This window comes from Thioalkalivibrio thiocyanoxidans ARh2 (genome assembly GCF_000385215.1).
Lineage (GTDB): Bacteria > Pseudomonadota > Gammaproteobacteria > Ectothiorhodospirales > Ectothiorhodospiraceae > Thioalkalivibrio > Thioalkalivibrio thiocyanoxidans.
Genome location: NZ_ARQK01000061.1, coordinates 115,843 through 139,397, shown reverse-complemented (window position 1 = coordinate 139,397; position 23,555 = coordinate 115,843). Strand labels below are relative to the sequence as shown.

Here is a 23,555-nt window from a genome sequence, read left to right as displayed (position 1 = left end):
TCCCGGCACGCTACCATGAAACTCCCGACCTCCCAACCGCGAGTCCGCGCCAATGTGTCGCCATCTAGCCTATCTCGGCCCGCCACTGGCACTCAGGCGGGTACTGCTGGACCCGCCGCACAATCTGATCGAGCAGGCAATTGCCCCGCAGGAGCTGGTCTACGCCCGGGTCAATGCGGATGGGTTCGGGTTCGGCTGGTTCAGTGAGGACGGCACCGCGCGTTGCTATCGCCGCGCCGATCCCCTGTGGCAGGACCCGAACCTGCAAACGCTCGCGGATACGCTCGAAGAGCCTCTCTGGATCTCCGCCATTCGCAGCGCAACCCCCGGGTTCGGGGGCGACACGGTCAATGCCCAGCCTTTCTGCATGGACGGTTTGCTCTACAGTCACAATGGGCTCATTGGCGGCTTCAGGCCCCGGATCCGCCGCCAGGTCGAGAACCTGCTGACGCCCGAGATCGAGGCGGGTATCCAGGGCACCACGGATTCCGAATACCTGTTCGCCCTGATCCGCCAGTTCCTCGCGGACGACGAGAACGCCACGCTGGAAGGCGCCCTGGGCGAGGCCTTCTCGACGCTCGAGACCTGGCTGGGCGAGGACATGGCCCTGTTGAACGTACTGCTGTCCGACGGGCGCCGACTGGTCGCCAGCCGCCATGCGATCAACAGCCCCTGTCCCAGCCTCTACTACACTTCCGATGATGACGATTTTCCCGAGGACTCGGTCGTCGTCGCCTCGGAGCCGCTGACAGACCGCGAGCGGTGGCGCCCCGTTCCTTCGGGACATATCCTGATCCTGGACCCTGACGAACCCCCGGAACTCCTCGCGCTTTAGTCGCTCCACTCGGTATGAGCACCCCGGACTTCAAGCCGCCGGCCAGGCCCGTCTCCTCCCCCGGCCTGCTGGATGCCCTCGCCCGCCAGCACGAGCGCCTGAATCAGGCGCTGGAGGCCGTGCCGGCCTGCATGTGGCGCAACCAGTACCATCCAGACCTCAGCCCGATCGGCTGGCACTACGCCCACTGCTGCTTCATCGAGGCCGTCTGGCTGCGCGAACGCATCCTGGGGCTCGCGCCGCCCCGCCCGAGGGACTGGCACGACCTCTATTTCCCGGAAATCAGCCCCAAATGGCGCCGGGGCGGACGCCTGCCCGCCCCCGATCGACTCATCCGATGGGGACGTGAACGCCAGTCCCGGCATCGCGATTGGCTCGTCCGCCACGCTGACATCCTCGACCACCCGCTGATGGCCGGCGAATACCTGACCGGGTTCCTCGCCCAGCACCACGCGATGCACCTGGAGTCCCTGGCCCAGGTGCGCTGGTTTGCCGGTCTTCAGGGGCCCGACCCTGCCCACTCGGAACCCCGCCGACAGGACCCCGAGCCCCCCTCGCAGACCTGGCTCGAATGGGATGTCGTGCAGACCATGGTCGGCAGCGACGACGTACTGGCGTTCGACAACGAACAGGGCGTTCACGGGAAGGAACTCACCCCCTTTGCCATCCGGCGCGATCCCGTCACCAACGGGGAATGGCAGGCCTTCATACAGGAGGACGGCTATCGGCGTCCCGAACTATGGAGCCGCGAGGGGTGGGACTGGCGCAGCGCACACGACATCCAGGCCCCGCTCGGGTGGCGGGAGTCCGGGACCGACATTGACCTGCAGGTTCTGCCGGAAGGCACGGTTCAGCGCAACGCCGATGCCCCGGTGGTGGGCATCTCCCGCTTCGAGGCCGAGGCCTTCGCACACTGGGCCGGCGCCCGGCTGCCCCACGAACACGAATGGGAACATGCCCAGCGCGAGGGAGCGCTGCGAGGCACCGGCCGGGTCTGGGAATGGTGCGAAAACCCGTTCGCACCCTATCCCGGATTCCGGCCGTTCCCCTATGACGAATACTCGGCCCCGTGGTTCGACGGCCGGCATTACGTCCTGCGCGGCGGCAGCGACTGGAGCGACCCGCTGCTGAAACGCCCGAGCATGCGCAATTTCTTCACCCCGGAGAAACGCCATGTCTTTGCCGGCGTGCGCCTCGCACGTACGATGGAACCCTGACCCCCAGAGGATATCCTCCCATGAGCCGCACGCTGCCCCTCAGGCCCCTTTTCGCATGCCTCTGGCTGGGCACCATGCTGCTGCTCCCGGCCCTCGCCACCGCCGATGGCAGCACCACGCTGACGCTCTCCGGCCATGCCGAGCGGGAGGTGGAGAATGACCGCATGACGGTCCAGATGCAGGCCCAGGCCCGTGCCCCGGACGCGCGCGACGCCGCGGCCACGGTGAATCGCCGCATGGAACAGGCCCTGGCCCGAGCGGAGGGGTATGACAACGTCGAGGCCTCGACCCGAAGCTACACAACACAAGCTATCCACGATCGGGACGAACCCGGTCAAATCAGGGCCTGGCAGGTCCAGCAGACCCTGGAACTAACCAGCAGTGGCTTCGAGGATCTCACCGAACTGGTGGGCGCCCTGCAGGGAGACGAGCTGACCGTGGGCCAGATCCGCTTCTCGCTCAGCCGCGAGAAACAACAGGAGCACCGTGAGGCGTTGCTCGAGGCTGCCATGGAGGACTGGAAGGAACAGGCACGCGCGATCGCACGCTCACTGGGGGCGACCCACCTGCGCCCGGTGGAAGTCGAACTCGTCGACAGCGGCTATGACCGCCCACAGCCGATGATGGCCATGCGTGCGATGGACGAATCCGCCAGCCAGCCCGCACTGGAGGCCGGGACCTCCACGGTGTCCGTCACCGTGCGCGCCAAGGTGGAAGCGCTGGGGGGCGAGACGCTGCGCGTCGACCCGTAGTCGATCTACAGGAGCTGGCTAGCGTGCGAGATGCAGGGCCAGCTCCCCTTCGCGCACATCGATGCTCTCGATCCCCGCGCGCAGGTGCTGGAAGGGCTCCAGCGCCAGCAGGTCCTCGTCTTTCAGGCCGCCCAGCCACGCATCCGGCAGGGGGATGCCGGCGACGGACACACCGACGAGCCGAGCTCGCAGTTCCTCGCCTTCGGTCTCGAAGCGCACACCGGAGCGCACGTTCAGCACACGCCCGCCCATCAGCGGCACATCCGCCGGCACGTCGATGCGCACGCGCGTGCTCACCTGCCCCGGTGTCAGGCGGACCGCCACCCGGCCGGCCAGGTCCGGATCGCGCGCGATCAGGGCATTCAGCTCGCGCTCGCTGAACTGGACGATCCGCGCCTCGTCAGTCTCTTCATAGAGTTCGGGGATCAGTGGCTCGGCTTCCGCCTCGAGGTCGATGATCGGTTCGCCGGGGGCCTGATCGGGGCGTGGCGCGTCGGGTGCGGAGATCGCCTGCAGCTTGGCCTCGAGCTCCACCTGCTCCTGCTCGCTCAGGGTCACGGGTTCCGGTTCGCCGGACTGCAGCATCACCACGCCCCAGAAGGCCGCCCAGATGACCGCCAGCACCAGCAGGACGATCAGATAGCGCGGGGGACGCCCGGTGGAGCGGTACTGGATGGGTGCGGAGGGTTCCTGGGATTTGGCCATTGCTGGGTCCCGTCCTTGGCGGACGCATCATGGGGATCGCCATATGGTCGCACAGACGCCCACGCCCGTGCGCAGCCGCGCTCGCTAGATGAAGTCGAACAGCGAGAGGCGATTGACCTGCGTATAGGTCTGCTGGGCCGCCTGCAGCGCCACCTGCTGCTGGTTGAAGCGGCTGATCGCCTCGGCATAGTCGAGATCACGGATCTGCGACACCGCGCTTTCCAGATCCAGCAGGCGATCCTCGTTCAGGTCTTTTTGCTGATCGAAGGTCTTCAGCCGCCCACCCAACTCGGCGCGGATATCACTAAAGTTGCCAAGCGCTGCGTCCAGGTCCGCCAGGGCGGTGTTGGTAGCCGATGCCAGGTCCGCACGCGCCGTGGAACCGCCTCCACTGTTTTCCAGCGCATTGATGATGCGATCCAGGCTTTCGAAGACGTTCACGTTTTCCGCGGGTCGGGATTCGATCGTGTCACCCTCGGCGGGGGTACCGGAGATCACCACGGTACGTCCGGCGAATTCGATCGCGGCACCGGGGACATACGGCTGATCTTCCAAGCCCGCGAACACGTCACCTTGGCCATCCCGGATGGTGTAGGTGATCTCTCCATCATCTTCACTAAAGACAATCTCGAAGGTGTCGTCGCGATTGTCGTTGAAGGCCGAACGGTCGGTAACTTCAGCCTTTTCCAGCACCATGGTGCCGCTGTTCTGCTCAACCGAGGCACCGACACGGCCGTCATTCTCGGGGATCTCCATGAACACCCGAGCCCCGTCCTCGCCCAGGCGAACCTTGCGCGTGGCAGATACCGCCACCTCGCGCACACTGCCCTCGCCGGACGCCCCGGAATAGTTCACCTCCCCCTCCGCATCCTGATGGAACGGCTGGTCCTGCGACTTGGTGCCAGCAAACAGGTACTCGCCGTTGGGGTCGCGGGTGTTCGCGATCTCGAACAGCCCGTCACGGATCTGGCGCAGCTCGCCCGCCAGGTACTTGCGTGTCTCCTCGGTCTGGCTGTCGTTATTGCCGGTGACCACCAGCTCGCGCGCACGCTGCAGGGCATCGGTGCCCTGCTGCAGCAATGATTCCTGCTGCTGCATGCGCGGCTGGGTGTTCTCCATGTTGCGCTGGAACTGCTTGGTCGCCTTGATAATGCGCTCGAACTGGTTGATCTGGGTCGCGCCGCTGGGGTCATCCGAAGGGGACAGGATGCGCTTGCCCGAACCCAGCTGCAGCGAGGTTTGGTTGAGTTCGCCCTGGCCCGCCTGGATCTGGTTGATCCCGCTCTGGAAGATCTGGGTCGTGGAGATACGCATCGGGGTTCCCTCGAATTTCCAGCTATTTAACGGCGGAACGCGCCCAGCAGGCTGTCGAACAGCGAGTTGCTGACCTGGATCACCTGGGCGGCGGCCTGATAGGCCTGCTGGTAGCGGATCAGGTCGGCGGCCTCTTCATCCAGATTCACGCCCGAGACCGACTCGCGCTGGGCCTTGGCCTGCTCCAGCTGGGCATTCGCGGAATCCAGCGCCACATTGGCCTGTCGCGTACGCGTGCCGACGTTCGCGATCAGGCTGTTGTAGGCATCGCCAAAGCCGGGTACACGACGTTCGCCGTCTTCCGTCTGAACCGTGCGTGTCTCGGACAGATCGGCCATCTCGAGCATGTTGCGGTTGTCACCCGGCCGATCCTGGCCCCCTTCAACGGTAAACGTGTCCCCGTCCTCCGGGGTCCCACTCAAGGTGACCGACCAGCCATCTTCTGTTTGAATCGTGACTGGCTCGCCGTCGTCATGGTCTGCCTGGCCGATCGTTTCACCATCGCTGTTGCGTACGAAGTATTCACCGCCTTCAAACGTCACAGTGGCCCCGTTCTTCAGAACGTCCGGGTCATAATCCGCGGAGGTAATCCGGAAGCCTTCGACCACGGCTTCGCCTTCATTGTCATCCGCGGCCACTGCCTCATGGATTGCCGCAGCCGCGGCGATCCCGCGCGGGTCATCCAGGACGACCTCGAGGTCGCGGGCGCCATTCCGCGTTGGCTGGATCAGCCAGTTGTCGCCTTCGTTGGCCTCGAGGTCTTCCACATCGATGATCATGCCGTCGGCTAGGAAGCGACCATCGCCGAGGTCTTCCATCTCCACCACCTGATTACCCGGCAGCCGCAGCAGTTCGAAGTCGCCTTCGCCGTTTACGCGGAGGCGGTAATCGGAGGTGGTCAGCTCGTCGGCGTTTCCGATCTCGACGCCCGGGACACCACTCTCGACGTTACTGGAACGCCCCCACACGGAGGGTTCACCAATCCCGAAGATGTCGCCACCGATCTGACCGTCCAGATCGAGGCCCTGGGCGTTCTGCTCGTTGAAGGCCTGTCCCAACTGGGTGGCGATCTGGCCCAGGGAATTCTGCGCGGTGTCGATTACGGACTCGCGCATCTCCAGGAGGCCCCCGAGTTCTCCGCCCTGCAGGAAACGGGTGATGTTCGCTACTCCACTGCCGGACTGGATCCCGACCTCCATCCTGCCCGGGTCGCCGGAGATGGAATCGGCCACCAGCGACTGGCTGTTCCCGCCCAGCACCAGCGCCTGCCCATTCCCGATGAAGACGTTCAGCGCGCCGTCGTCCTGCTCGACCGTGGTCAGGTCGACCTTTTCCGCCAGTTCGTTCAGCACGCGATCGCGCTGGTCCAGCAGGTCGTTCGGCGTGCCCTGGGTGCTCTTGGCGACGATCTCGCGGTTGAGCCCGGCCAGCGACTCGGCGAGCTGGTTGATCTCCTTGACGCCGGTCTCGATCTGCCCGTTCACGATGCGGCGCTGCTCTTCCAGACGCCCGTCGATGGCCTTGAAGCGCTCCGCCAGCGATTCGGCCTCGGTCAGGAATACGGTGCGCGCGGCATTGGAAGTCGGGTCGTTGGCCACATCGGAGGCGGCATCGAAGAAATCCTGCAGCACCGGCGCGAGGCCACTGGCGTCGTCCGCCAGCAGGTTGTCGATCCGCTTGGCCAGGTCCGCCTTCGCCTGGGCATTGGACTGCTCGGAGATACTGGTGCGCAACTGGGTGTTGACGAAGTCGTCCGAGATTCGGCGAATGGAGTCCACACCAACGCCCTGGCCCTGGTAGGAGCCACCCAGGAACTGCGGGCTCAGGTTGCCCAGCTCGGTGCGCTGACGGCTGTAGCCCTCGGTCGCGGAGTTGGCGATGTTGTTGCTGGTCGTGCCGATCGCGCGCTGAAACGCCAGCAGTGCGGAGGTCCCAATACCCGAGACGCTCATACCCCGCCCCTCCCGGTCAGGCCTGCCCAGCTGGATTTACGTGTTCGCGACATGGTCTACCCCTCGTTTCGGGTAACGGCCGGCTCGGCCAATGCTTGAGTCGGCTCCGGATTCACGTAGCCCGACAATTGGTCACGTACCCGCAGCACCTTGTCCGCGTAGGCGGGATCGGTCGCGTAGCCGGCATCCTGCAGCTCGCGGATGTACTGGACATCGTCGCCGGCCTGCAGGGCCCGGTGGTAGCGCGGGTTGTTGCGGATGAAGTCGACATAGTCGGCGAAGGAATCCGCCGGGTCGGCGTACGCGCGGAAGCGAGCCTGCTCGCGCTGGGCCACGCCGTCGCGGTACTCCAGGGTACCCACGGCCACCTGATCACCCTCCCAGCGGGAGTCGGCCTTGATGCCGAACAGGTTGAAGGTTGGCTGGCCGTTGTCGCGCGAGGGGACGTGACGCCCCCAGCCCGTCTCCAGCGCACTCTGCGCCAGCAGAATGCCGGGGTCCACGCCCAGGTCCTCGGCTGCCTCGCGTGCCAGGGGCTCCAGTGTCGCGACAAACTCGGACGGATCGCGCGGCGGCCAGTCGATCGCCAGTGGGCTTGCCTCGCCGCCCAGCCGCCGGAATTCCCCGGGTCCGGCCTCGGCATCACCCCTTGCAGGACGCATGGGCGCGACCGGCTCGAGGTCGCGCTGCTCGTCGGACAGCGGCTGGAAGCCCAGGTCGCCGCGGCGTTGCGGGAGATCCAGGGCCGCCAGGCGCTCGGGATCCCGCAGGCCCTGGCCGTCCTGGGGCTGGCTCTGCTGCGAAAGCTGCTGCATCAGCGCCTCGCGCAGCCCGATCCCGTCGCCCTGGCTCATTGCCTTGGCGAATTCCTGATCCTGCATCTCCAGGTACATCTTGCTTTGTTCGTTATCGAACAGCCCGTCACCCAGCGAGGCCTCGCGCATCTGCTTGAGCATCTGCCCGATCAGCATCGCCTCGAATTCACGCGCGACCGCCTCCAGCGCCTCGTCCCCGCCCCCCTGGGCGGCGCGCCCGAGGTCACGCAGGCCGCTCGGGTCGCTGGCCATGGCCGAGCGCGCCTGCATCGAGAGGTCGTGGCCGGAGGAAATCATCAGATGACCACCAGCTCCGCGCGCAGGGCACCCGCCTCGCGCAAGGCCTCGAGGATCGCGACCAGGTCGCCGGGGGCCGCGCCCACGTTGTTCACGGCGCGCACGATCTCGTCCAGCGAAGTCCCGGGGTCGAACAGGAACATGGTGCTGTCTTCCTGCTCGATCGCGATATCGGTTTCTGGCTGCACCGCGGTTTCGCCCTCGGCGAACGGCAGTGGCTGGACGACCTGCGGGGACTCGGTAATGGTCACCGTCAGGCTGCCATGGGAAACGGCCGCCGGCGTCACCTGCACACTCGATCCGATCACTACGGTCCCGGTGCGAGAGTTCACGATGACCCGCGCCGGGGGCGCGCCACGCTCGATGGGCAGATTCTCCAGTTCCGCGACAAATCCCACGCGCTGATCCGGATTCTGGGGGGCTCGCACCCGCACCGAAGACCCGTCCATGGCCTGCGCCACACCAGGGCCGAACGTATCGTTAACCGTCTCCACGAGACGATTGGCGGTGGTGAAATCCGGCCGGTTGAGGTTGAGCGTCACGTAGTCGCCCTGGGCAAACGCGGTGGGCACCTCGCGCTCGACTGTCGCGCCGTTCGGGATGCGCCCGACACTGGGCACGTTCACGGTGATGCGCGAGCCATCCTGCCCCTCGGCACCGAAGCCGCCCACGACCAGGTTGCCCTGCGCGATGCTGTAGGTCTCCCCGTCGGCGCCCTTGAGCGGCGTCATCAGCAGGGTCCCGCCCCTCAGGCTCGTCGCATTCCCCATCGAGGAGACGGTCACGTCAATCCGCTGGCCGGGCTTGGAGAATGGGGGCAGTTCGGCCGTGACCATCACAGCCGCGACATTGCGCAGCTGCGGGTTGCCAGCCTCGGGGGTCAACCCCAGCTGGCCGAGCATGTTGTTCAGGCTCTGGATGGTGAACGGGGTCTGCGTGGTCTGGTCGCCCGTGCCGTCCAGACCCACGACCAGGCCATAGCCCACCAGCTGGTTCTCGCGCACGCCGAACACGCTGGCCACGTCCTTGACCCGCTCGGTGTAGGTGCGTTCCTGCATCGCCGCTTGCTGCTGGATGGCCGTCTGGGCCTGGGCCCCGGCGATCCCGCCCAGCAGCAACCCGATGGCGGCCATCACACCGGGGAGCACGCGGCCTGCGACGCGGCGCATGCTGCGCCGGTCCGACTTGTACCCTGTTCCTTGCATGTCTGCTCTCCCGCTCAGAACGGCCACCAGGGGCTATTGAAGAAGCGGGTGATCCACCCGGGCGTATTGCTGTCGGCCAGTACCCCCGTGCCGCCGTAGTAGACCCGTGCATTGGCCACCTGCGTCGAAAGGACGGTGTTGTTGGTCGTCACGTCCACCGGGCGCACGATGCCGCGAAAGCGCACGTACTCCTCGCCCTGGTTGATGCCCAGCCACTTCTCGCCCTGTACCACGAGATTGCCGTTCGGCAGCACCTCGGCCACGGTCACGGTGATCTCGCCATCGAGCTGATTGCTCTGCGAGGAATCGCCGGAGCCGTCAAAGTCACGGGTGCTGGTATTGCTGGCCCCGAACAGCGGGCGGCCTCGGTGGGTCGCCTCGCCACCAAAGGCCTGCAGGTTGCCGAGGTCCAGGTTGGAGTCCTTCTGCGTGGAGGTGGAGGCGGATTTCTGGGCCTGGGTGCTCTCGGCCAGGATCACGGTCAGGATGTCGCCCACCTGACGTGCCTTGTAGTCCTCGAACAGGCCCTGCTGATGCGCGACCTGGTAGATGCCGCCATTGTTCTGGGCCTGCGGCACCGGCTGCGGGGGCATCACGGGGTTGTAGTCCGGGTTGTCGCCGGGCATGGTCGGCTGGGTGGCGGCGCAGGCGGACAGCACCGCCACGGCCGCCAGGCCCAGGATCGGTCGCATCAGGGTCTCAAGGCGGTTCATCGCGCTACCCGATCGTCTGGTTGATGAACTGCAGCGACTGGTCGGCCGCGGAGATCGCCTTGGAGTTGACCTCGTAGGCGCGCTGGGTCTCGATCATGTTCACCAGCTCCTCGGCGATATTCACGTTCGAGGTCTCCAGCGAGCCTTGCACCAGGGTGCCGGTGCCGTTCAGACCGGGCTGGGCCTGCTGGGCGACACCGGAGGCCGCGGTCTCCTGGAACAGGTTCTCTCCGATCGCCTGCAGTCCCGCCGGGTTCACAAAGTCCGCCAGCTGGATGTTCCCCAGCTCCACCGGTTCGGCCTGCCCCGGGATCTGCGCGGTCACGGTCCCGTCCTTGCCGATCGCCAGCGACTGGGTATCTTCCGGCACGAACAGGCCGGGCTGCAGCGGATAGCCGTTGGACATCACCACCTCGCCATCGGCATTCAACTGGAAGCTCCCGTCACGCGTGTAGCCGATATCGCCGTTGGGCATCATGACCTGGAAGAAGCCCCGTCCCTCGATCGCGACATCCAGCGAGTTGTCGGTCTGCTGCAGGTTGCCCTGGGTGAACATCTTCTCGGTGGACACGGCGCGCACGCCGGTACCGACCTGCAGACCCGAAGGCAGTTGCTGATCCTGGGTGGCCTGCGCGCCCGGCTGGCGCACGGTCTGGTAGATCAGGTCCTCGAACACCGCGCGGTCCTTCTTGAAGCCGGTGGTGTTCACGTTGGCCAGGTTGTTCGAGACCGTCGACATGCGCGTGTGCTGCGCGTCGAGGCCGGTCTTGGCAATCCACAGTGCCTGGTTCATGGTGTTCTCCTGTCAGTCCTGCAATGGGGGCCGCGTCAGCCGAGGCCCAGCAGCCGGTTGCTGCTTTGTTCCAGCGTGTTGGCGCTGTCCATCATCTTTACCTGCATCTCGAAGTGGCGGGACAGCTCGATCATCCGCGTCAGCGCCTCGACCGTGTTCACGTTGCTGCCTTCGAGCATGCCCGAGACCACCCGTACCTCGGCATCCACTGGCGCCTCGCCGCCATCGGCCATGCGGAACAGGCCGTCATCGCCGCGCTCCAGCTCGTTCACGTCCGGATTCACCAGGCGGATGCGTTCGATCGCGGCCAGGGCCTCCGGACCCACGCCCTGCGGACGCACGCTGATCGTGCCGTCCGTGCCGATCTCGATCTTCTCCGCCGGCGGGATCGCGATCGGGCCGCCATCGCCCAAGACCTGATGCCCCTGCGCCGTGCGCAACAGGCCAAAGGCATCCACATGCAGGGAGCCCGCGCGGGTGTAACCTTCCTCGCCGTCCGGTCCCTGCACGGCGATGAAGCCCTCGTCCTCGATCGCGATATCCAGTTCGCGCCCGGTGCTCTGCATCTGTCCCTTGGAGAAGTCCGTGCCGTCGGTGCCGAGCTGTGCATAGTCGCGCGAGTCGAATACCGGACCCCGCACGGGGACGGTGTTCGCGTTGGCCAGCGCCTGGCGAAAGCCGTCGGTATTGGCATTCGCCAGGTTATGGTTGTTGACCGCCTGCGCGTGCATGGTCTCCTTGGCGCCGGACATCGCGATGTAGAGGAATCGATCCATGCCTGTGCCCTCGTGTCCCTGTCCCTGACCTAACGGATGTTGATGATGGTCTGGGTGACCTGATCGGCCGTGGAGATCGTCTGCGCGTTCGCCTGGAAGTTGCGCTGAGCGGTGATCAGGTTCACCAGCTCCTGGGCGATATCGACGTTCGAGGCCTCCAGGGCACCGGCCTGGATCTCGCCCAGGTTGCCGCTGCCGGGCGCATCCAACGTCCGATCACCGGCAGCAAACGTCTCCGCCCAGAGGTTGTTGCCCAGCTGCTCGAGCCCCTGGGGATTGCGGAAATTGGCCATCGCGACCTGCCCCAGCACAGAGGACTGGCCGTTGGTGAAACGCGCGAACACCACCCCACTGGAGTCGATATCCACACCCGTCAGGCGGCCGGAGGCAAAGCCATTCTGACCCAGATCATTAACGGCAAAATCACCGCCGTACTGCGTCGTGCCGGCAAAATCAAAGTTGATTTCCAACGGATCTGCATCATTGAACAAACCGGTGAATGTGAAAGGTTCTTCCGGATCACTCGTCAACTGCCCGCTACCATTAAACTCAAGCGGTATCGGGTCACTATCGAGAAACTGGGGGTTTCCGTCATCGTCAGTCCCATTCGAAATACGGGCGTGTGCATTCCACTCTTGGGACCCCGTTTTCTGAAAATAAATCTGCGCATCTCGGGCCGTACCAAGCGAGTCGTATACCGTCAACGAGGTGGAGAAGTTGTAGGATTCCGGCTCCTCGAAATCGAAATCATCCGGATCGAGAACAGGTGCGTCGGACTGCAGGTTGACCAAGGCCTCGATTTCACTGGTGGCCTGGGGCGTAGAGGCTCCTGTTTGCAGCCGCAAGTCATCCGATGCGCCCGTATTGAATCCGGTATCGGTACTCCCCGGATCGTCAGGCTCAAACCCTTGCAGCCTCTGTCCCTGGTTGTTCACCAGATAGCCATCACGGTCGACCTGGAACTCACCAGCACGGGTGTAGTAATTGCCGCCCTCGTCGCTGACCATGAAGAACCCCTCGCCATCAATCGCGAGATCCAGGCCGTTCTCGGTGAACTCCATGCGCCCCTGCGAGAACTGCTGGGATACATCCAGCAGCCGCGAGCCGCCACCGGTCGCGGTCTGACTGACGCCACCAAAGCTCTGTGCAAAGACGTCACCAAACTCCGCGCGCGAGCGCTTGAAGCCCGTGGTGCCGGCATTCGAGACGTTGTTGCCGGTGGTCTGCAGGTCGGCCTGTGCCGAGTTCAGTCCGCTCAATCCGATATTGAAGGGCATATTGCTCTACCTCCGTTAGAGTCCGTCAGCTGCTGATGCGCCGGACATCCGAGAAATTGATCTCGCCCAGGCCACGGACCATCAGACCCAGGCTGGAATCGTCACCTACCGAAACGCTCTCGACGCGGGCGTCGAGGAACACATCCACTGCTTCATTGCCGGAACCGCTCTGGGCCGACGCCCGAAATTCATACACACCCGGGGCCGCGGGCGTGCCGTCGTCGCGCAGTCCGTCCCAGGTGAATTCCTGCAGCCCCTCGCTGGCCGAACCCAGGTTCATGCTGCGGATGCGCTCACCCGTCGGGCTGTACACCTCGACCTGCAACTGCCCGGTCGACTGCTCCAGATCCACCGCACCGCGCACCGCTCCATCCGCTCCAAGTTCACTGAAGTCCGTCGGCACCAGTACGTCCTTCCCGACCAGGGAGGCCGCCTGCAGGGTCTGGCTCTGCCCCATGGACTGCGCCAGTTGCTCGAACGACTTGGACAGCTCCTCGATCCCGGTCACCGTCGAGAACTGCGCCATCTGGCCGATGAATTCGCCGTTCTCCATCGGTTCGAACGGATCCTGGTTCTGCAGCTGGGTCGTCATCAGCTTGAGGAAGTCGGACTGCCCCAGGCGATCCGCGGGACCTTCGTCCTTCTGAGGACGAGACAGGCCCAGGCGATCCAGCATGTCGGGTGAGATCTGTGTCATGTACGAACTCCGCTTTAGCCCTGGCCGATCTGCAGCGTGCGCTGCAGCAGCTGGCGCGAGGTCTCCATTACCTCGACGTTCGCTTCATAGTTGCGCGAGGCCGACATCATGTTGGCCATCTCCTCGACCACGCTGATCGCGGGCCGGAAGATGTAGCCGTCTTCGTTGGCCTGCGGGTGGTTCGGTTCGTAGTGCGGCTGCGGCGGCGCCTGCGATTCGTCAATGCCCGCCACCCGCACGCCGTTGGAGGCACCATTCGGGTCGGCCTGATTCATCACCGTCTGGAACAGCACCTGCTTCGACCGGTAGGCCTCGTCGGGGCTGCTCGCCACGGTATTGGCATTGGCGAGATTCGACGCGACGGTGTTCAGTCGCACCGACTGCGCGCTCAGCGCCGAGGCCGAGGTGTTGAACAGCTTGAACAGATCACTCACGACATCACTCTCCCGTAGCCATCAACGACGGCCCTACTAGCGCTCGCCCCGCAGGGCATCACGGATGCCGGAAACCCGGCGGTTCAGGAACTCGAGGCTGCTCTGGTACTGCAGGGAGTTTTCGGCAAAGGCCGCGCGCTCGAGTTGCGGGTCCACGGTGTTGCCATCCAGCGACGGCTGCGACGGCACGCGATAAAGCGTCTCCATCGATCCGTTGGCACTACCCGCACCGCCGGAGCCGATATGGCCCTGATGCGTGCTCGCCATCGGCATGTTGCCGCCCTCGCCGGCAGCCGCCTGCAGCACCGAGCGAAAGTCGATATCGCGCGCCTTGTAGTTCGGCGTATCGGAATTCGCGATATTCGAGGCCAGCAGCTCCATCCGCTTCGCACGGACGTTCACCGCCTCCGGCAGGATGCCCATCGCCTTGTCGAGAGAAAGACTCATCCGTCGTACCCCGTCCGCCTGTGGCGCACTTCAGGTTCCTCGGGACGAAACCGCTTCGCCCCGTACGACAGGGACGAAGCAATTGGTGTGCCACTATGGGCTGATGGATGTCTGGAGAGGGGTGCCGCGGTCGTGGGGGACGACCGGGTGGCGCAGCGCCAAAGGCGCGTCAGCCCTTCAGGCGAAGGACCGAGCCGTACTCGGTGCGCACCGTTTCGAAGGCCTGGGTGTAGGGGCCCGCGGTCTCGGAAGCGCCAAGAAACAGATAGCCACCGGGATTCATCTGGCGGGCGATTCCGTCAAGAACCTGGCGCTTGGTCTCGGCGGAGAAGTAGATCAACACGTTGCGGCAGAACACGATGTCGAACTTGCCCAGGGCCGCATAGCTGTCGATCAGGTTGAGCTTCTGGAAGCGGCAGCGGCGCTGGATCTCCGGGCGTACGCGGTGCCCATCGGCCACGGTCTCGAAAAAGCGGGCGCGGCGCGCTTCGCTCAGGCCGCGCACGATGCTCAGCCCGTCGTAGACCGCGCGCCGGGCATCGTCCAGGATCTTCTCCGACAGGTCCGTACCCACGATCGACACCGGCACCACCCGCCTGGGCCTCGACTCTTCCCACTCGGACACCACCATGGAGATGCTGTAGGCCTCCTGCCCGCTGGAGCAGCCGGCCGACCAGACCTTGATCCCCGCGCCCTTCTCCGCGCGCTCCGGGAGCAGCACATGACGCAGGATCTCGAACGGGAAACCATCGCGGAACCAGGAGGTTTCGTTCGTCGTCATCGCGTCGATCACCCGCGTGCGCAGGCGCGGGTTTGGGGCCTGGCGCATCGCGTGCAGGAGCTCCGGGACGCTCTTGTAGCCGAACTCGTCCAGCAGCCGCGAAAGACGGCTCGACACGAGATACTGACGGCTGTCGCCCAGCACCAAGCCACAGCACTCGGAGAGGAAACGCGAGAACTCCTCGTAGTCGCGCGAATCGATCACGAAGTCATCCCTGAAGCTCGGAGATACGGACGAACAGGCACGTTGATGACGAATCCTTGACAGCGGGGCCCAAGAATCCAACCGGGGCACGACCGCCCCCTGCTGGACGGGTGCAGTATACGTGCAACCGCGCGCCCGCTGACAGCATCACACCAGGTAATGGAGGCGGCGCGCGATGGCCGCTGGCGCTCACACGGCCGGCAATCCCCTTCCGCCCCCATGCCACAACGCTCGAATCTGCCGATTGACACAGGCCGCGGGGACACCGGTTTCAATCCTTGCGGGTCTGCTCAAGCACGGCTTCGGCCAGCTCATCGGGATTGAACTTGGACAGGAACGCATCCGCCCCTGCCCGCTTGACCATATCGGTATTGAACTCCCCGCTCAGAGAGGAGTGGAGCAACACCCTCAGGTCCTTCAGCCGGTCGTTCGTCCGAATCCGGGCCGTCAGGGTATAGCCATCCATCCGCGGCATCTCGATGTCCGAGATGACCATCTCCACCACATCGCCCACATTGCCGGCCTCGGCCTGCTCTTCAAGATAGTCCAGTGCCTCGCGACCATCCTTGAAGACCAGGTATTCCCAGCCAAGACCCTTGATGGCACCCTCGATCTGCTTGCGGGCGACCAGCGAGTCATCGACGATCACGATCTTGCGCTTCCCGATCCGCTCGCGCTCTTCGTCGGCCTCCGCGCGCACCGCGTCGGACACGTTAATGGGCAACGGATTGACGATCGACAGCACCCGTTCGACATCGATGATCTCGACCAGCTTGTCGTCGATCTCGGTCACGGCGACCAGGAAGGACTCGCGCCCGGTCCCCCGTGGTGGCGACTTTACGTCTTCCCAGTTGACGTTGACGATCCGGTCGACGGCCGAGACCCAGAAGCCCTGCACCGACCGGTTGAATTCGGTCACCACCACCTTGTGGTCCTCCGTCTCTCCCACGGCCGTGCGCAGCCCCATCGCGCGTGCAAGGTCAATGATGGGGACCGTCCCGCCTCGCAGGGTGGCCACACCCCGCACGACGCTCAGTGAACCGGGAATCTGCCGCAGCGGTGGTGAAGGGATGACCTCGCGCACCTTGAACACGTTGATCCCGAAGGTCTGCGAGCTCCCCAGATGGAACAGGAGCAGCTCCATACGGTTCTGCCCCACCAGCTGGGTCCGTTGATTCACATCGTCAATGAATTGACTCATTGCCCTGCACTCCCCCTTCGCCCGGCGACTCGCCACCTCGACCCGCCGGACCCAGTGTGCACCCCCAGGACCGGCGCTGTCATGCTACAAACCGCCGCTGTATGCCGATTGCATGCGTTATTGACCCGGTAACGGCCACGCCCCGCCACTCTTGAGGATGCAACACTAACGGTCTGGCATGTTTTCTGCTTGCGTCTGCCCGAAAACCTCTCGATTATCGACGAGCCGGCGCGCACGCAGACCATGAATGAGCCTTTACTCCAACCCGTTGTTCGCTCCCGGTGGCTCGCGGCCGCGGCAGGGATCTTTCTGGCCCTGGGATCCATCCCCGCTCAGGCCGAGATCGAGGCGGTGGAGAACATCCGTCTGGCGGCCGAACGTTTCATCCATCACGAGCTCGACATCACACCGGGGGACGAAGCGGTGGAGGTCCAGATCGGTCGTCTGGACAATCGCCTGCGTCTCGCGCGCTGCAGCAAGGCCCTGGAGACGCAGTTCCCGCCCGGCGGACGGCGCGACGGCAATACAGCGGTCCAGGTGCAGTGCGAAGCACCCGTGAGCTGGTCGATCTATGTGCCGGTTACCGTCGAGCGCTATGCCGAAGTCCTGGTCGCGAACCGCAACCTGCGACGCCAGCACACGATCCTGCCGGGCGACCTGCGCACCAAGCGCATACAGACCTCGCGGCACGCCGGCAGCTATTTCGAGGACAAAGGCGAACTGGTGGGGCTTCAGACCCGACGCAACATCCGCCCGGGACAGATCCTCGGCCAGCAACACGTGACCCAGCGCGAGGTGGTCAGCCGCGGCCAGCGCGTCACCATACTGGCCGAGAACGGTTCGGTGGCGATCCGCATGCAGGGCGAGGCGCTGGAGAATGGCGTCCTCGGCGACCGCATCCGCGTGAAGAACAGCTCGTCGGGGCGCATCGTGGAAGGAGAGGTCCTGGAGTCCGGACATGTCCGCGTGGCCCTGTAGAATGGCGGAACATCGCCATGGATCGCCGCCACGAACTGTGAAGCGATTCGAAAATTCATACCTCAAGGGGCTACAGTTTCAGCCGGTGCTGCCGTAAACCTCTGCAGTAGAATTGCAAAAACAGGAAACCGAACCATGGATATCAAAGGCCCGAACAACCCCGGCCTGCGCCCGGACGGCAACACCTCGAGCGTAAAGGGCCGAGACGAGACCTCCCGGCCCGACGCAGGCGCCCAGGGCAACTCCTCGGCGCCGATCCGCCAGGACGACTCCGTCACCCTGACCGGTGCGGCGCAGGCGATGAACGCCGCCTCCGGGGCCGCCAGCAACGCCCCGTTCGACGAGGCGCGGGTCGCCGAGTTGCGCGAAGCCATCTCCAACGGCGAGTACCCGGTGGACAACGAACAGCTGGCCGATCGCATGATCGAGCTGGAAAGCCTGTTGCGCTAATCGAGACCCGACAATGTCGCCCGAACAGCGCCACGCCTTTCTCCGCTCGCTGGAGGCCTCGATCCGACTGAGCCATCAGATGGAGGACATCCTGCTGCAGGAGACCCGCGCCGTGGAATCGCGCGCCCCCGAGACCCTGCGCGAGGTCGTGGCCCAGAAGCAGACGCTCCTGCAGGAGCTGGAGACCGAGAGCCGGCGACAGCGCGAAACCATCGAGGCCGCCGGTGAAACCTACACGCCCGAGGGACTCGCGCGGCTGTTCAGCCGGCTCGAGAGCGGCGCCGAGCTGGAGGACCACTGGCAGGCGCTGCGCCGTTCGGTGGAGCGCTGCAATACCCTCAACCAGGGCAACGCCCGACTCATCGATCGCGACCGGCGGCGCGTGGAGATGTCCATTCAGATCCTGCGCGGCGAGGAACCCGGACCGGCCCCCACCTATGACCCCTACGGCCGCACCCAGTCCGGCAGTCGCACTGGCCGGCGCATCACCCGCGCATGACCCGCGCGCATCCTCCGCGCGCCCCTTTCACTCCTCTCCCGCGCAAACGCGGGGCTGGCATTCCGGACAGCCGGGCAGTACCGTGCGGCTTGGCCCAATAACGACCACAACGCCACGCATGGACGAGACCGACTACACTGTCGACCGGCCGGAACGGATTGCCGGCATCCTCAAAGACCTGGACCACAAACTCACCCTCGTCAACGTCCGTCTCGACGACGACGGCCCGCTGTACAACTCCGCCCTGATCCGGCTTGATTCCGAGGGCCGCGAACTCTTCCTCGACGAACTCACGCCCGTTGAGGCCAATCGCCACGTCGAGATGGGCACCCGGATGCGGGTCTTCGCCAGCCTGCGCGGGGTCGCCGTGCGCTTTTCCACCGTCGTCTCGCGCACCGAGCGCGAGGACGCCGGGGTGCTCTACGTCTGCCCCTACCCCGAGACCCTGCAATATCTCCAGCGACGCGAGACCTTTCGCGTACATATCCCGATTAGTCAGCGCCCGCACGTGGAATTGCAGTACGGCGAATGGGAAGAGCCCGGTATCGGCGATCTCGCCGACCTCTCGGCCGAGGGCATGTGCGTGGAGGTCCCACAGGAGTGGGTTGAGGCCCTCGAGATCGGGACCCCGATGCGCTTCGAGAACCTGCTGCTGCCGGATGTAGGGGAGCGCCTCGGCGGCGACCTGCGCCTGGCGAACCGCCGCCGCAGCCCGCGCGACGGGCATGTGTATGCAGGCTTTCAGATCACCGGGATGAACCAGTGGCTGGAACGGCAGCTCAACATTGCCCTGCTCCACTACCAGCGCGAGGCGCGACGACGGTCGATGGAGTAACAGCCCGGCCCCTCCATCTCAGCCCGGACACAAAAAAGGCCGCTCGATGCGGCCTTTTTATTTACCTGAAGAACAACCTTCAAGTGCTTGAATTTGGTCGGGACGGCAGGATTTGAACCTGCGACCCTCTGCACCCCATGCAGATGCGCTACCAGACTGCGCTACGCCCCGAAGCCGCGAATCATATCCGATTCCCCGCGCCCACGAAAGGCATCAGGCCCGTAGCACGCGCAGAACCGATTCCAGTTCCGAGATCGTATCCTGGATGATCTGGCGCGCCTGCTGGTGATCGCCCTTCGCCTCGTCGCCCGAGAGCTTCTGTCGTGCACCATTGATCGTATAGCCCTCTTCGTACAGCAGGGCCCGAATCTGGCGAATGAGGATCACGTCCTGGCGCTGGTAGTAGCGCCGATTGCCCCGCCGCTTGACCGGCTCGAGCATCGGGAATTCCTGTTCCCAGTAGCGCAGCACGTGGGGCTTCACCTGACATAGCTCGGCCACCTCGCCAATGGTGAAGTAGCGTTTGCCCGGGATCGCGGGCAGTTCCTGGTGGTTACTCGCTTCCAGCATAGCTTTCGACCCTCTCGCGCAGCTTCTGGCCCGGGCGGAAGGTGACCACGCGGCGCGCGGAGACCGGGATCTCCTCGCCGGTCTTCGGATTGCGACCGGGGCGCTGGTTCTTGTCGCGGAGGATGAAGTTGCCGAAGCCCGAGAGCTTCACACCCTCGCCTTCTTCCAGCGACTGGCGCATCTCCTCGAAGAACATCTCGACGAATTCCTTGGCCTCACGCTTGTTGAGACCCAGTTCTTCGTTCAGCGTGGCGGCGAGATCCGCCTTCGTCACTGCTGCCATGGAATCACTGCCTCAGGGTTGCCTGGAAGCGAGCGTGGAGATGCTCGACGACCTTGTCGGTGACGCTTGCCACGTCCTGTTCGCCTAGGGTGCGATCAAAAGCCCGCAAAATCAAGCCCAAAGCGAGGCTCTTCTCGTCCGGATTCAACCCCTTGCCTCGGTAGACATCGAACATTCGGACATCCTGCACCAGATCCAGCTCCAGTTCCTCGATAGCACTCAGCACATCGCCGGCCGGAACGGTCTCCTTTACCACAAGGGCCAGATCCCGACGGATCGAGGGATACGGTGACAACGGCGCGAACTGCGCAACCGGTGCGCGCAGGATCGCCCGGGCATCGAGATCGAACAGATATACCGGCTCCACATCGAACTGCTTGCACAGGGCCGGGTGCAGACGCCCGACCCAGCCGATCGGGCGATCACCCTTCAGAATCCGGGCGGACTGCCCGTCGTGGAGCGCCGCATGCTTCTGGGCACGAAAGCCCAGCGGTGCATCCACGGAGGCACAGAGCGCCTCGACCACCCCCTTGGCATCGAAGAAATCGACCCGGCGCGACGGGGCCTCCCAGTGCTCCGGCTGCGCCCGACCACCCAGCAGGCCCGCGAGGCGCGGCTCCTGGCGCAGACCAGAGGCATCCGGAACAAAACGCAGCCCATGCTCGAACAGGCGCAGGTCCGGCTGCTGGCGCGCCTGGTTATAGGCCGCGGTGGCAACCAGGCCGGGCCACAGGCCGGGGCGCATCACCGCCAGATCACTGGAGATCGGGTTGGCCAGCCCCAGCGGCTCCACCGTGGGATAGAAGGCCCGCGACGCCTCGGCACCAATAAAGCTGAAGCTGATGACCTCGTGAAAGCCCTGTTGTGCCAACTGGTCGCGCAGCCCGCGCAGGGCCGATGGGCGCTCGGCCGGCGCCACCGGGGACGGCAGGCGCTGCGGCAGACGGTCGTAGCCATGCACCCGGGCCAGTTCCTCGATCAGATCCTCCTCGCGCTCCAAATCGAAGCGCGCGCGGGGGGCCCGGACCTGCCAGCCATCGTCTGTGGACTCGACCTGGCAAGCCAGCGCGGCCAGGATACGCTCGACCTCTTCATCCTCGAACGTCACACCGAGCAGCCGCTCGATACGCGGCCGACGCAGCCGGATCGGCTGTTCGAAATGAGAGGACGGCAACTCGCCGGCACGCTCCACCGGCCCGCACTGTCCGCCACAGATCTCCAGCAGCAGACGCGTGGCGCGCTCCATGGCCTGCTCGACCAGGGTCGGATCCACGCCACGTTCAAAGCGATGCGAGGCATCGGTATGCAGGCCATGGGCCCGCGCCCGTCCGGCCAGTGCCAGCGGGGCAAAGTGGGCGCACTCGAGAACCACCCGCGTCGTGTCATCGTCCACGGCGCTGTCGGCGCCGCCCATGATCCCGGCCAGCGCCACCGGAGCGGTCGCCGAGGCAATCACCAGGTCCTGCTCGCCCAGTTCGACGGTCTGGTCCCCGCCCAACAGGGTCAGCGACTCGCCGGATCGCGCCCAGCGCACCTCGATGGTGTCGCCCAGACGGCCTGCGTCGAACGCATGCAGGGGCTGCCCGAGTTCGAGCATCACATAGTTGGTGACGTCCACGATCGCGCTGAGCGGGCGCACGCCTGCCCGTCGCAGGCGTTCGGTCATCCACAGCGGCGTGGGCGCACGCGCATCCAGTCCGTCCAGCACGCGCGCCGCGTACAGCGGGCAGGCCTCGGCGTCTTCGACCCGTATCGCCATGCCTGCGTCGAGCTCCGCCCCGGTCTGCTCGGCCACGTTCTCGTTCAACGGCCGGTCCAGCAGCGCCGAGCATTCGCGGGCAATCCCCCGCATCCCGAGACAGTCGGCCCGGTTCGGCGTGAGATCGACTTCCAGGATGTAATCATCCAGGCCCAGCGCCGTGCGCAGATCCGCGCCGATCTCGAGATCCGCGGGGAGTGCGAGCAGGCCCTCGGCATCCTCCGCAAGCCCCAGTTCGCGCGCCGAGCACAGCATGCCCGCGGAGGCGACACCGCGCAGCTTCGACTTCTTGATCCTGAAGTTGTCGGGCAGCACCGCGCCGACCACCGCGACCGGCGCCACCATGCCCTCGTGCACATTGGGCGCGCCGCAGACGATGGTCCGCGGTTCGGCCTCGCCCACCTCCACCTGGCAGACGCGCAGACGATCGGCATCCGGATGCGGCTCCACCTTCGCCACCCGGCCCACGCGTACGCCACTGAACGCGGGTGCCGCCGCCTCGATCGCGTCCAGCTCCAGCCCCGCCATGGTCAGGCGATGGCCCAGCTCCTCGGGGGTCTCGTCGATCTGCAGCCAGTCCCGCAGCCACTGAATACTGATGCGCATTAGCCGGTCCGTCCGAATTGGCGAATGAATCGGATGTCGTTGTCGAAGAACAGGCGCAGGTCATTCACGCCGTGGCGCAGCATCGCCATGCGCTCGACCCCGAGGCCGAAGGCAAAGCCGGTGTACTGCTCCGGGTCGATGCCCACATGGCCCAGCACGTTCGGGTGCACCATGCCGCAGCCCATCACCTCCAGCCAGCCGGTATGACTGCACACCCGGCAGCCGTCACCGCCGCAGTGCACGCACTGGATATCGACCTCGGCCGAGGGCTCGGTAAACGGGAAGTACGACGGACGAAAGCGCGTGGCCAGGTCGTCGCGGTCGAAGAAGCTCTGCAGAAACGCGCTCAAGACACCGCGCAGGTCCGCGAAGGTGATGTCCTCGTCCACACAAAGCCCCTCCACCTGGTGAAACATCGGGCTGTGCGTCAGATCCGAGTCGCAGCGGTAGACCCGCCCCGGCGCGATCACGCGCAGCGGCGGCTTCTGCTGTTCCATGGTGCGGATCTGCACTGGCGAGGTATGGGTGCGCAGGACGCGGTGGGCGTCGAAGTAGAACGTGTCGTGCATCGCCCGCGCCGGGTGATGCTCGGGGATGTTCAGGGCCTCGAAGTTGTGGAAGTCGTCCTCGACTTCGGGACCCTCGGCCACGCGGAATCCCAGCCCGGCGAAGAACGCCTCGATGCGCTCCAGCGTATGGGTAATCGGGTGCAGCGAACCCTCCGGCAGACGACGGCCCGGCAGGGTCACGTCCACCTGCTCGCTGGCCAGTTGCTCGGCTAGGGCGCTGTCGGCCAGGGCCTGCTTGCGGGCCTCGATCAGGCCGGCGACCTCGGTCTTGGCCTCGTTGACCTTCTGGCCGGCGGCCGGGCGTTCGTCCGCCGGCAGCTTGCCAAGCTCCTTCAGCTGGGCGGTAATCGAGCCTTTCTTGCCCAGGTACTGCACCCGGACATCATCCAGCGCCTTCAGGTCAGTGGCCGCCTCAATGCGGTCGCGGGCCTCGGCGACGAGCTGTTGCAGTTGCTCCACGTGCATTCCCCGAAAGTGATGGGCGACGGTTGCCCGCCGTCCCGGTGTTCCCTGTCCCCGAAACAAAAAAGGGAGGGCGTCGACCCTCCCCTTTCCGGGACCCGCCAGGCAGCGCCCGGCGGGTAATCCTGC

General features: G+C 65.3%; 25 protein-coding genes and 1 tRNA gene. 7 read left to right on the top strand and 19 right to left on the bottom strand.

Annotation, left to right across the window (positions count from 1 at the left end):
• Positions 1–52 precede the first annotated feature (52 nt).
• The 3 genes from egtC to G372_RS0113190 all read left to right on the top strand — a co-directional run bounded on the left by egtC (position 53) and on the right by G372_RS0113190 (position 2,804).
• Positions 53–835, top strand: coding sequence for an ergothioneine biosynthesis protein EgtC (egtC, locus tag G372_RS0113200; RefSeq protein WP_018864106.1), 783 nt, complete (start codon positions 53–55; stop codon positions 833–835).
• A gap of 65 nt (positions 836–900) precedes the next feature.
• Positions 901–2,052 carry an SUMF1/EgtB/PvdO family nonheme iron enzyme gene (locus tag G372_RS0113195; protein ID WP_026278981.1) on the top strand — a complete coding sequence of 384 codons (1,152 nt, stop codon included), beginning with the start codon at positions 901–903 and terminating at the stop codon, positions 2,050–2,052.
• A gap of 20 nt (positions 2,053–2,072) precedes the next feature.
• The gene (locus G372_RS0113190) at positions 2,073–2,804 is read left to right on the top strand and encodes an SIMPL domain-containing protein (RefSeq protein ID WP_019623457.1); all 732 of its coding nucleotides are present in this window, start codon (positions 2,073–2,075) and stop codon (positions 2,802–2,804) included.
• Positions 2,805–2,822: 18 nt separating this feature from the next.
• Here the strand turns inward: G372_RS0113190 and G372_RS0113185 are convergent, their stop codons facing one another.
• From G372_RS0113185 to G372_RS0113120, 14 genes are all read right to left on the bottom strand, one after another.
• On the bottom strand, positions 2,823–3,509 hold the full coding sequence (locus G372_RS0113185) for a hypothetical protein (RefSeq protein WP_019623458.1): 687 nt from the start codon (positions 3,507–3,509) through the stop codon (positions 2,823–2,825).
• 84 nt (positions 3,510–3,593) lie between these two features.
• On the bottom strand, positions 3,594–4,823 hold the full coding sequence (gene flgL, locus G372_RS0113180) for a flagellar hook-associated protein FlgL (protein ID WP_019623459.1): 1,230 nt from the start codon (positions 4,821–4,823) through the stop codon (positions 3,594–3,596).
• A 26-nt stretch (positions 4,824–4,849) separates the two neighbouring features.
• On the bottom strand, positions 4,850–6,775 hold the full coding sequence (flgK, locus tag G372_RS0113175; protein WP_019623460.1) for a flagellar hook-associated protein FlgK: 1,926 nt from the start codon (positions 6,773–6,775) through the stop codon (positions 4,850–4,852).
• A 56-nt stretch (positions 6,776–6,831) separates the two neighbouring features.
• Positions 6,832–7,887 (bottom strand): flagellar assembly peptidoglycan hydrolase FlgJ, encoded by a 1,056-nt coding sequence (gene flgJ, locus G372_RS0113170; RefSeq protein WP_019623461.1) that lies wholly within the window; start codon positions 7,885–7,887, stop codon positions 6,832–6,834.
• Positions 7,887–9,020, bottom strand: coding sequence for a flagellar basal body P-ring protein FlgI (locus tag G372_RS0113165; protein ID WP_425274061.1), 1,134 nt, complete (start codon positions 9,018–9,020; stop codon positions 7,887–7,889). Before G372_RS0113165 ends, flgJ begins: the two co-directional genes overlap by 1 nt.
• An 86-nt stretch (positions 9,021–9,106) precedes the next feature.
• Complete coding sequence (gene flgH, locus G372_RS0113160; protein ID WP_019623463.1) at positions 9,107–9,805, bottom strand: flagellar basal body L-ring protein FlgH; 699 nt, start codon at positions 9,803–9,805, stop codon at positions 9,107–9,109.
• A 4-nt stretch (positions 9,806–9,809) separates the two neighbouring features.
• Positions 9,810–10,598 carry a flagellar basal-body rod protein FlgG gene (gene flgG, locus G372_RS0113155; protein WP_018864115.1) on the bottom strand — a complete coding sequence of 263 codons (789 nt, stop codon included), beginning with the start codon at positions 10,596–10,598 and terminating at the stop codon, positions 9,810–9,812.
• A 35-nt stretch (positions 10,599–10,633) separates the two neighbouring features.
• Positions 10,634–11,374, bottom strand: coding sequence for a flagellar basal-body rod protein FlgF (gene flgF / locus G372_RS0113150; RefSeq protein WP_019623464.1), 741 nt, complete (start codon positions 11,372–11,374; stop codon positions 10,634–10,636).
• 29 nt (positions 11,375–11,403) lie between these two features.
• Positions 11,404–12,651, bottom strand: a complete 1,248-nt coding sequence (flgE, locus tag G372_RS0113145; protein WP_019623465.1) for a flagellar hook protein FlgE — start codon at positions 12,649–12,651, stop codon at positions 11,404–11,406.
• A 25-nt stretch (positions 12,652–12,676) separates the two neighbouring features.
• On the bottom strand, positions 12,677–13,348 hold the full coding sequence (locus G372_RS0113140; protein WP_019623466.1) for a flagellar hook assembly protein FlgD: 672 nt from the start codon (positions 13,346–13,348) through the stop codon (positions 12,677–12,679).
• Between the two features lie 14 nt (positions 13,349–13,362).
• A complete protein-coding gene (flgC, locus tag G372_RS0113135; protein ID WP_018864119.1) occupies positions 13,363–13,782 on the bottom strand; it encodes a flagellar basal body rod protein FlgC in 420 nt (139 codons plus the stop codon).
• Positions 13,783–13,818: 36 nt separating this feature from the next.
• Positions 13,819–14,229 carry a flagellar basal body rod protein FlgB gene (gene flgB, locus G372_RS0113130; RefSeq protein ID WP_038070408.1) on the bottom strand — a complete coding sequence of 137 codons (411 nt, stop codon included), beginning with the start codon at positions 14,227–14,229 and terminating at the stop codon, positions 13,819–13,821.
• Between the two features lie 169 nt (positions 14,230–14,398).
• Positions 14,399–15,214: a CheR family methyltransferase gene (locus G372_RS0113125; protein WP_018864121.1), complete on the bottom strand. Its 816-nt coding sequence runs from the start codon at positions 15,212–15,214 to the stop codon at positions 14,399–14,401.
• Positions 15,215–15,485: 271 nt separating this feature from the next.
• Positions 15,486–16,415 (bottom strand): chemotaxis protein, encoded by a 930-nt coding sequence (locus tag G372_RS0113120; RefSeq protein WP_019623467.1) that lies wholly within the window; start codon positions 16,413–16,415, stop codon positions 15,486–15,488.
• A 243-nt stretch (positions 16,416–16,658) separates the two neighbouring features.
• Between G372_RS0113120 and flgA the strand changes: the two genes are divergently transcribed.
• From flgA to G372_RS0113100, 4 genes are all read left to right on the top strand, one after another.
• Positions 16,659–17,393: a flagellar basal body P-ring formation chaperone FlgA gene (gene flgA / locus G372_RS0113115; protein WP_026340306.1), complete on the top strand. Its 735-nt coding sequence runs from the start codon at positions 16,659–16,661 to the stop codon at positions 17,391–17,393.
• A 135-nt stretch (positions 17,394–17,528) separates the two neighbouring features.
• A complete protein-coding gene (gene flgM, locus G372_RS0113110; protein ID WP_018864124.1) occupies positions 17,529–17,843 on the top strand; it encodes a flagellar biosynthesis anti-sigma factor FlgM in 315 nt (104 codons plus the stop codon).
• 13 nt (positions 17,844–17,856) lie between these two features.
• Positions 17,857–18,342 carry a flagella synthesis protein FlgN gene (locus G372_RS0113105; protein WP_018864125.1) on the top strand — a complete coding sequence of 162 codons (486 nt, stop codon included), beginning with the start codon at positions 17,857–17,859 and terminating at the stop codon, positions 18,340–18,342.
• Between the two features lie 118 nt (positions 18,343–18,460).
• A complete protein-coding gene (locus G372_RS0113100; protein ID WP_019623469.1) occupies positions 18,461–19,177 on the top strand; it encodes a flagellar brake protein in 717 nt (238 codons plus the stop codon).
• 94 nt (positions 19,178–19,271) lie between these two features.
• On the opposite strand, the gene G372_RS0113095 is transcribed toward G372_RS0113100, so the two are convergent.
• The 5 genes from G372_RS0113095 to pheS form a co-directional block, all read right to left on the bottom strand.
• Positions 19,272–19,348, bottom strand: a tRNA-Pro gene (locus G372_RS0113095).
• Positions 19,349–19,390: 42 nt separating this feature from the next.
• Positions 19,391–19,747, bottom strand: coding sequence for a MerR family transcriptional regulator (locus G372_RS0113090; protein WP_018864127.1), 357 nt, complete (start codon positions 19,745–19,747; stop codon positions 19,391–19,393).
• Positions 19,731–20,030 carry an integration host factor subunit alpha gene (locus G372_RS0113085; RefSeq protein WP_018139153.1) on the bottom strand — a complete coding sequence of 100 codons (300 nt, stop codon included), beginning with the start codon at positions 20,028–20,030 and terminating at the stop codon, positions 19,731–19,733. The genes G372_RS0113090 and G372_RS0113085 overlap by 17 nt, the downstream gene beginning before the upstream one ends.
• A 4-nt stretch (positions 20,031–20,034) precedes the next feature.
• Positions 20,035–22,395 (bottom strand): phenylalanine--tRNA ligase subunit beta, encoded by a 2,361-nt coding sequence (pheT, locus tag G372_RS0113080; RefSeq protein WP_019623470.1) that lies wholly within the window; start codon positions 22,393–22,395, stop codon positions 20,035–20,037.
• A complete protein-coding gene (pheS, locus tag G372_RS0113075) occupies positions 22,395–23,423 on the bottom strand; it encodes a phenylalanine--tRNA ligase subunit alpha (RefSeq protein ID WP_026278983.1) in 1,029 nt (342 codons plus the stop codon). The genes pheT and pheS overlap by 1 nt, the downstream gene beginning before the upstream one ends.
• Positions 23,424–23,555 lie beyond the last annotated feature (132 nt).